Annotated in this window: 4 protein-coding genes; all 4 read left to right on the plus strand. The window is 68.3% G+C overall.

Annotated elements, in window-relative coordinates; all coding sequences use genetic code 11:
* The first annotated feature begins 5 nt into the window (after positions 1-5).
* The 4 genes from WMF45_RS18165 to WMF45_RS18180 are packed head-to-tail and all read left to right on the plus strand — an operon-like array spanning position 6 to position 8,500.
* The gene (locus WMF45_RS18165) at positions 6-4,697 is read left to right on the plus strand and encodes a beta-ketoacyl synthase N-terminal-like domain-containing protein (protein ID WP_437718132.1); all 4,692 of its coding nucleotides are present in this window, start codon (positions 6-8) and stop codon (positions 4,695-4,697) included.
* Complete coding sequence (locus WMF45_RS18170; protein WP_437718133.1) at positions 4,694-5,785, plus strand: thiamine pyrophosphate-dependent enzyme; 1,092 nt, start codon at positions 4,694-4,696, stop codon at positions 5,783-5,785. Before WMF45_RS18165 ends, WMF45_RS18170 begins: the two co-directional genes overlap by 4 nt.
* A gap of 10 nt (positions 5,786-5,795) precedes the next feature.
* On the plus strand, positions 5,796-6,773 hold the full coding sequence (locus WMF45_RS18175; protein WP_437718134.1) for an alpha-ketoacid dehydrogenase subunit beta: 978 nt from the start codon (positions 5,796-5,798) through the stop codon (positions 6,771-6,773).
* Between the two features lie 14 nt (positions 6,774-6,787).
* Positions 6,788-8,500, plus strand: coding sequence for a 2-oxo acid dehydrogenase subunit E2 (locus WMF45_RS18180; protein WP_437718135.1), 1,713 nt, complete (start codon positions 6,788-6,790; stop codon positions 8,498-8,500).
* Positions 8,501-8,503 lie beyond the last annotated feature (3 nt).

Genomic DNA, 8,503 nt, shown 5'->3' on the forward strand with positions numbered 1-8,503 from the left:
GGCAAATGGACACGGCTTTACGGAAAATCTTCGAGAGTGTCGAGCGAGGCGAGCTGTCGCGCGACGATGCGATGCGACGAATCGCCACGCTGCGCGGCGAGCAGCGCCCCTCGGCGACGGACGCCGCGTTCTCGCGCCAGTTCTCGCTCGGGGACGCGTACGTCCGCGATCACCTCGTGCAGAGCGAGCCGGTCCTGCTCGGTGTCACGTACGTGAGCCTGGCGCTCGACGCGTGGAGGCGGACCGGGCGCGCCGGCGGTGCGTGCGCGCTCCAACGCGTCACCTTCGTCGAACCCATGAAGGTGCGCGCCGGCGTCCCATGTCACGTCTCGGTGGAGATCGAGGAGCACGCGGGCGAAACAAAGTTCCGCGCGCTCTTCACACACGCGGACAGGGCAGGCGGCTCGCGCATCCCGGCTCACGGTGAGTACGTGCCTGCCCCGGGCGGGCGGCCTCCGGCGATCGAGCTCGAGGCGGAGCTGCGCGCGGCATCGGCGGTTGTTCCGGGGCACGATCTCTACGGGCGGCGCGACGGCATCGAGCACGGCCCTTCGCTCCACACGGTCCGCAAGGTCCACGTGAGGGGTGATCGAGCGATCGGTGAGCTCGCGCTCTCGGACGCGCTCGCCTTCGAGACGACCTACGAGAGCGTCCATCCCGCGCTGCTGGATGGGGCGATCCTCTCCGCGGCGGTCCTCCTGCCGGAGGGCGCGCGCTCCAAGCCCTTCATTCCAATTTTTATCGGCTCGCTCACGCAGTATGCCGCGGTTCCCGCCCGCTGCTTCAGCGTCTCCCGGCTGGTCAAGGCCAACGACGAGGTCACGATCATCGACATCGTGCTCGTGGACGCGAGCGGCAGCGTGCTCGTCGACGTCCGAGGCTTCACCTGCAAACGCATTCGAGCGACGAACAGCTCGGCGACCGCGGAGCAGGCGAGGCGCGACGTCACGCCGGCGCCCCTGGTCGCCCACGGCGTCGAGGCTCGCACTTCGGACTCGACCGATCTCGTCGAGAGCTACGTCGTTCGCAAATTGGAAGCGTTGGTCGGCTCGTCAAGGCCCATCGATCCTAAGACCAACTTCATGGATCTCGGGATCGATTCGAATCAGCTCGTCGGTCTCGCAGCCAGCATCGAGAAGGAGGTCGGTGTTCAGCTCTATCCGACGGTGTTCTTCGAATATCCGAACTTGAGCGACCTCACCGCCTTCTTCGCCCAGGAATACGGCGAGAAATTTCGCGCGTTCTGCGGCGTGACCGTTGAGTCCCCTCCGCGGCCGACGCCGGCCGCGAAGCCGGTCCAGAGCAGCGCGCCCCGGCAAGCCGACGAGCGCATCGCCATCATCGGGATGGCGGGGCGCTGGGCGGAGGCGCCGGGTCTCGAGGCGTTCTGGCGGAACACCGCGCTCGATCGGGATGTGGTGCGGGAGGTGCCGCTCGACCATTGGGACTACCGGCCCTGGTTCGAGGCGGGCACGCGACAGGCGGACAAGACCTACGCGAAGTGGGGCTCGTTCGTGAGCGACGTCGCCGAGTTCGACGCGGAATTTTTCGGCATATCGCGAAGAGAGGCGGAGCTCATGGACCCGCAGCAGCGCCTGCTGTTGCAAACGCTCTATCACGCCGCCGAGAACGCCGGTTACGGCGTCAAGATACGCGGCTCTCGAGCGGGTGTGTTCGTCGGCTGCTGCTTTTACGACTACGCGCAGGAGATGGGCCGGGTCGGCAAGGTCGTTGATCCTCACGACGGGACCGGCAACGCCGCGACCATGCTCGCGAACCGACCTTCATTTTTCCTCGATCTGCGCGGGCCGAGCCTCACCATTGATACCGCGTGCTCGTCGTCGCTCGTCGCCCTCGACATGGCCAGCGACGCGCTGCGCCGGGGCAAATGTGATCTCGCGTTTGTGGCGGGCGTCAACCTGCTGCTCAGCTCCTGGCACTATCGCTATTTCTGCAGCATCGGCGCGTTGTCTCCGACGGGGCGTTGTCACACGTTCGACGAGCGCGCGGACGGCTACGTCCCCGGGGAAGCGGTCGGCGTGTGTTTGCTCAAGCCGCTCTCCGCCGCGATCGCGGACGGTGATCGGATCCACGCCGTCATCACCGGCTCCGCGGTGAACCACGGAGGCTACACGCCGTCGCCGACCGCGCCCAACGCCAAGATGGAGACCGAAGTCATGCGCGAGGCGTGGCAGAACGCGGGGGTCGACCCCACGCGCATCGGCTACATCGAGGCGCACGGCACGGGTACTCCGCTCGGGGATCCCATCGAGATCAACGCGATCAAGGCCGCGTTCGCTGCGCACACGACCGAACCGGGCTTCTGCGCGGTCGGGTCGGCCAAGGCGCAGGTGGGTCACACCGAAGGGGCGGCCGGCATCACCGGCGTCATCCGGACCGTGCTGGCCATGCAGAACGAGACGATTCCCGCGTTGCACGGTTTTCGGAAGCTCAATCCGTACATCAGCCTCGAGGGGAGTGCGATCTACATCCCCGCCGAGAAGCGGCACTGGCCCGCGCGGGCGGGTGAGCCGCGCCGAGCCGGGGTCAGCTCATTTGGGTTCGGAGGGACGTACGCCCACGTGGTGCTCGAGGAGGCGCCGCCCCGGTACGTCCCGGCGGAGGGTAGTCCGCGGTCCCACGTGTTGATCGGCATTTCGGCCCGGAACGAGCGTGCGCGGAGCACGCGCGTGACCGAGCTCCGCGATTGGTTGGCGGTGGCCGGCGACGTCTCGCTGGCCGACTTGGCGTTCACGTTGAACAGGACTCGCGCCCATTGGGCGTCGCGGCACGCGTTTGTCGTGCAGAGCGTCGACGAGCTCCGCGCGGCGCTCGACGCCGTGCTACGGGGGGAAGCGCCCCCGTCGGTCCTGTCGTCGAACGCCCGCGTCAAGCCGGAGCGGCACGCGGCGGCCGCCTTCGAGACCGCATACCGCCGGCTCGTAGAGTGCGGCGACGGCGAAGAGCTTCGAGCGGTCTTGCGCTCGATCGGGGCGCTTTACATCGAAGGTGCTGAGGTCGACTGGGCGCGCGTTGCGCCTCGTGCCCGCTTGCTTGACGCGCCGCTCTACCCCTTCGCCACCGAGCATTGCTGGTTCGACCATCGCACCGCGCCGCCCACCGAGCACACGACGGCGCCTCACGTGATGTCGGCGCCGCCGGTGTCAGCGCCGCCGGTGTCAGCGCCGCCGGTGTCAGCGCCGCCGGTGTCAGCGCCGCCGGTGTCAGCGCCGCCGGTGTCAGCGCCGCGCTCGGTCGATCGAGCCGAGGACGCGGGGCGTCCGGAGCAACCCGCGGCGTCGCACGTTTACGCCAAGGGCGTGCGCATTCTGAGTGACATCTTGCTGCTGCCCGAGTCGAAGATCGATCGAGACGCCGAGCTCACCAGCCTAGGCGTCGACTCGGTCATGACGATGCAGTTCGTGATGCGAGTCAACGAGGTCTTTGGACTTCGCCTGACGGCCGCGGCGCTCTACGACGTCACGCGCGTGGGCGACGTGCTCGACCGCCTCACCTCGATCATCGAGGGCGCGGCCGCGTCGACCGCTGACTCGACGGTCTCGAGGGGATCGGAGTCGATCGCGAGCCCCGCGCCGGCAGCGGCGGCGGAGCCACCAGCGGCGGCGGAGCCGCCCGTCCGGACCGCGGATCCGGCGAGCCACGCTCCCGAGTCTCCTTCCGCCCCCGAGCGGAAGCGGCTCGTTCTCAAGCGAACCGGGGTGGTGCAGCCCGCGAGTGTACCCGCCGGGGCGCGCTACGTGCCGATCTTGAGCTTCAACACGGCGGGGCACAAGGTGCCACTCTTTCTCGTCCACCCCGGCGGGGCGGGGGCCGAGGCGTACATCAAACTCTCTACCTATCTCGACAAGAGCCAGCCGCTCTACGCCATCGAGTCGTACAACCTGTACAGCGGCGAGCCGCTGATCCGCACCGTCACCGAACTCGCGGCAGTGTACCTCCGCCATCTGAGAGAGGTTCAGCCGCGCGGCCCCTACTATCTCGGCGGGTGGTCGCGCGGCGGGATGATCGCCTTCGAGATGGCGCAGCAGCTCCGGGCGAGCGGCGAGCAGGTAGGCACGCTCTACCTGTTGGACACCTATGTGATGAACGAGCGCGAGAAGCTGGTGGCGCTCGACAACGTCATCAAGCACTCGCTGCCCAACTCGGAAGACGGCTCGTTCCGGAGCCTGCTCAAGAAGAACCTCGCCACCGAGCGAATCGCGAACATCGTGTACGACCCGTGCGAGTTTCCGGGGCGGACCATCCTGTACAAGGCCAATCAACCGCTCGAGGCCTCGGTCGCCAGGGACACGATGCGGCAGGTCCACGTAACGATGCACGAGGGCATTCCGCGGGCGGCCAGCGACGGGGTCGACGATGTGATCGACAACCTGAACGCGTTCATCAACGAAGACACGATCGCCGATTTCAACGCGCTGGGCGCCAAGCCCGACAACGGCTGGTCTCGTTACATTCCGAACCTGCTCGTCCGGGTCATCGAGGGCAACCACTTCAGCATCATGGGGGAGCGGACGCTGCGCCCGATGGTTGAGCACATTCAGGCGGACCTGCTGGCGACGTCCGCTTCCGGCCGGAGCGGCGCGGCGCGAGAGCGCGACGGGATGGGCGCACACGTCAAGAATCGGGCCAACGGAGACCTCGTTTTTGCGACCTCGGGCATGGGGGATGAGAGATGAAATGTGAATGGGCGCTCCGCCGCGGTGACTCGCCGGAGCTGTTTCGCGTCCTTGGCACTCCCGACGCGTCGAATGTCCCCCACGCGGACGTGGCGGACAACTCGCACGCGCTGATGATGTATCGACAGATGGTCGCGCTCCGCGTGCTCGACGAGCGGGCGCTCGTGTACCACCGGCACGGCCGCATCGGCACCTGGGCGATCTCGTGGGGCCATGAGGCGATCCACGTGGGCGTCATGGCGGCCCTGCGCGACACCGACTGGGCTTTCCCGTCCTACCGCGAGAACAAGCTGTGCCTGCTCCGGGGCATGTCGCCCGAGGCGATCCTGGCGGGGTGCCGCGGTCAGCCCGAGGGGTTCTGGAATCCCCACGAGTGGCGAGTTGGCTCGATTTGCATTCCGGTGGCCTCTCACGTCCCCCACGCGGCGGGGTTCGCTTGGGGCGAGAAGCTGCAAGGGCGCGACACGGTCGCGGCGGTCTTCTTCGGCGATGGCGCCACGTCGGAGGGCGAGTTTCACGAAGGAGCCAATTTCGCCGCGGTGACGCGGGCCCCTGTCTTGCTCGTGTGCACGAACAATCAATGGGCGATCAGCACCCCCGTATCGCGCCAGACTCGGGCGATGTACCTGGCGGACAAGGCGGTGGGCTACGGCATTCCAAGCGTGCGCGTCGACGGGAACGACGTGCTCGCGGTCTACGAGGCCACCCGGCAGGGGGCCGAGCGGGCTCGCGACGGGGGGGGGCCCGTCTTCATCGAATGTGTGATCTATCGGGCGCAAGCCCACGCGTTTCCGGACGATCCAAGCGCGTACCGCGACGATGTGGAGGCTGAAAAGGCGCGGCGCGAGGAGTGCCTCGGGCAGATGGAGACATACCTTCGGGCGCGCGGGCTGCTCAGCGACGAGCAGGCGGCCCAGTACCGATCGGAGGCGCTGGCCTCGGTGGCCGCGGGCATCGTCAAGGCGGAGGCGCTCCCGACCGCCGACCCAGAGCTGATCTTTCAGCACGTCCTCGAAGAGCAAACTCCAGCCATGCGGAGCGACATGGAGCGACTCCGCGCCGTGCGCACCCGCTACGGATCACCGTGAGGATCGGTAGATGACCCTACTCGCATTCGCTGACGCGATTAACCTTGCTCTTCGAGAAGAGCTACACAGAAATCCGCGCGCGATGCTGCTCGGCCAGGACATCGGGCGCAGCGGCGGTGTGTTCCGCGTGACCGCCGATTTGCAGCAGACCTTCGGCGCCGATCGCGTCGTGGACGCGCCCATCTCCGAAGCGGGGATCGTGGGGATGGCCGTTGGGTTGTGTCTCTCGGGCTGGCGGCCGGTCTGCGAGCTCCAGTTCGACGCTTTCAGCTATCCGGCGCTGAACCAGATCTTCACCCACGTGAGCAGGTACCGGTGGCGGACGCGGGGCGCCGCGGCGATGCCGATGGTGATCCGCATGCCGTGCGGCGGCGGCGTGAAGGCCCCCGAGCTGCACTCCGACTCGCCGGAGGCCTATTATTGCCACACACCCGGCCTGGTCGTTGTCATGCCCTCGACGCCGGCGGACGCGAAAGGGCTCCTGACCGCGGCGCTCCGCGCGCAGGACCCAGTGGTGTTTCTCGAGCCGAAGAAGCTCTACCGCCACGCGCGGGGCGAGGTGCCGGAGACGGAGCACATCGTCCCGCTCGGGTCGGTGCGCACGGTGCGTGAGGGGAGCGACGTCACGCTGATCGCGTGGGGGGCGATGATCGACGTCGCCGTGCAGGCGGCGGATGTCATCCGCGAGGAGGGAGTCTCGGCGCACATTTGCGACGTGCGTACGCTCTCGCCGCTCGACAGAGCGGGCATCCTGGACGCGGTGAGGGCCAGCGGCCGCGTGGTGATCGTGCAGGAGTCGCCGAGGTCGTGCAGCCTGGCCAGCGAGATCGCGGCGCTCGCGGCGGAAGAAGCCCTGTATGACCTGCGCGCGCCAGTGGTGCGCGTGAGCGGGTACGACGCTCCGTACCCTTATTACAGCGTCGAACACTATCACCGCCCCGACTGGGCGCGGGTCGTTGACGCTATCAAGCAAGTGCTCGCGGCGTAGGACGGGTATCTGATATGGGTTTCGTTTACGTATTGCCAGATCTCGGGGAAGGAATCGCCGAAGCAGAGGTCGTGCGCTGGCACGTCGCCGAAGGCGACGACGTGCAGGAGGACGATCCCCTCGTCGAGGTGGTCACCGCCAAGGCGACGGTCGACGCGCCCTCACCGAGGACGGGCAAGGTGCTCAAGGTGGTCGCCCTGACAGGAGAAACCATCCAGGTGGGCGATCCGCTGGCCGTCATCGGCGAAGCCGGCGAGGACGTCGAGGCCATCCTCCAGGCGAACGCCAAGGCGAGCTCGCGGCGACCCGCGGGCGGCGCGATCCAGGTCCTGCCCAGCGTCCGCAAGTTGGCCGCGGAGCTCGGCGTCTCGCTCGAGGCCCTACAGCACTCCGGCCCGATCACCGCGGATGTGGTGCGGGCCGCCGCGCAGGGAAATCTCGGCGCTGCTGTGCAGGGAAACCTCGGCGTCGGCGTCCGGGCGCGGCGGCGGCTCCAGGGCGTCGGCCGGGCGGCCGCGCAGAACCTGTCGCGCGCGCAGCTCGTCCCGACGGTGATGGTCGTCGAGGAGGCCCAGCTGGATGCGCTGTTCCGCCTGCAGCAGCTCCTCGATATCGGCTACGTGCCGTTCCTCGTGCAGGCGGCGATCGCGGCGTTCCGCGAGGTGCCCGAGGCGAACGCTCGATTCGACGAAGCGAAACAGGAGCTCGTGATCTACGACCAGGTCGACATGGCTGTCGCCGTGCACCTGGACGAAGGGCTGGCGGTTCCCGTCATGAGCGACTGCGCGGGGCTCTCGCTCCGTGAGCTGGCGGAGAAGATCCGCGACCTCGGGGAGAGGGCGCACGCCAACGCGCTTTCGCCGAGCGAGAGCATGGGAGGCACATTCACCGTCTCATGCCCGGGGGACGCGGGGGTGCTCCTCGCGGCGCCGCTGCTCAACGTGCCGCAGGTCGGGCTCCTGGCGCTGCACCGGCTGTCGCGGAGACCGATCGTCGTCGATGGCCGATTGGCCGTGGGGTGGGCGGCGCACGTCACGTTCACGCACGATCACCGCGCGATCAACGGCATGACTGCCTGCCACTTCCTTCGGCGCGTGGTCGAGCTCTTGTCGAAGCCGCTCCAGGCGCTCGAGGCCGGGATCTTCCGGCCCGGCGATCTCCAATCTCAAGCGACCCGAGCGCCGCGTCCGGGCGCGGCGGAGCCTTCCGGGGCGCTGGCCGCCGAGCTGGGCGGGCTGCCCGAGCCGCGCCGACGCGACCACCTCATCGCGGCGATCGAGGCGCGCCTCCGCAAGCAGCTCAATACCAACTGGACGTTTGATCGCTCCCGGACGTGGTCGGATCTCGGCTTGAACTCGTACGGCGCGGTGTCCTTGCGCAGCTCGCTGAGCGACGCGTTGGGGTGCGAGCTGCCGTCGACGCTCTTGTACAGACACGCGACGCCCGTTGCTCTCGCCGAGCACCTCCTCGGACTGCTGCGCCAGCCGGCGGCTCAGGCGACGCTCACGCCGGTGCAGCTCCTCCAGCGCCTCCGGGGGATGCAGGAGCAGCAGGCTCACGCGCTCCTCGTGGAGCTGACCGAGGGGCGAGCTGCCCGGGACGCACGGCCGCGGCAGACGAAGGGCGAGGACCTGATCGACGAGGCGGGGGGCGCGGCGGCGTCGAACGTGGAAATAGACGCGCAGCTCGATGACATCTTGGGCGCCGATTCTTCGGCGGGGGCATAGGTC

This window comes from Sorangium sp. So ce448, from assembly GCF_051520915.1.
Taxonomy (GTDB): Bacteria; Myxococcota_A; Polyangia; order Polyangiales; family Polyangiaceae; genus Sorangium; species Sorangium cellulosum_B.

What these genes read in the sequence shown, in the direction of transcription:
- WMF45_RS18165 (WP_437718132.1), top strand. Translation starts at nt 6, where the DNA reads ATGGACACGGCTTTACGGAAAATCTTCGAGAGTGTCGAGCGAGGCGAG.
- WMF45_RS18170 (WP_437718133.1), top strand. Translation starts at nt 4,694, where the DNA reads ATGAAATGTGAATGGGCGCTCCGCCGCGGTGACTCGCCGGAGCTGTTT.
- WMF45_RS18175 (WP_437718134.1), top strand. Translation starts at nt 5,796, where the DNA reads ATGACCCTACTCGCATTCGCTGACGCGATTAACCTTGCTCTTCGAGAA.
- WMF45_RS18180 (WP_437718135.1), top strand. Translation starts at nt 6,788, where the DNA reads ATGGGTTTCGTTTACGTATTGCCAGATCTCGGGGAAGGAATCGCCGAA.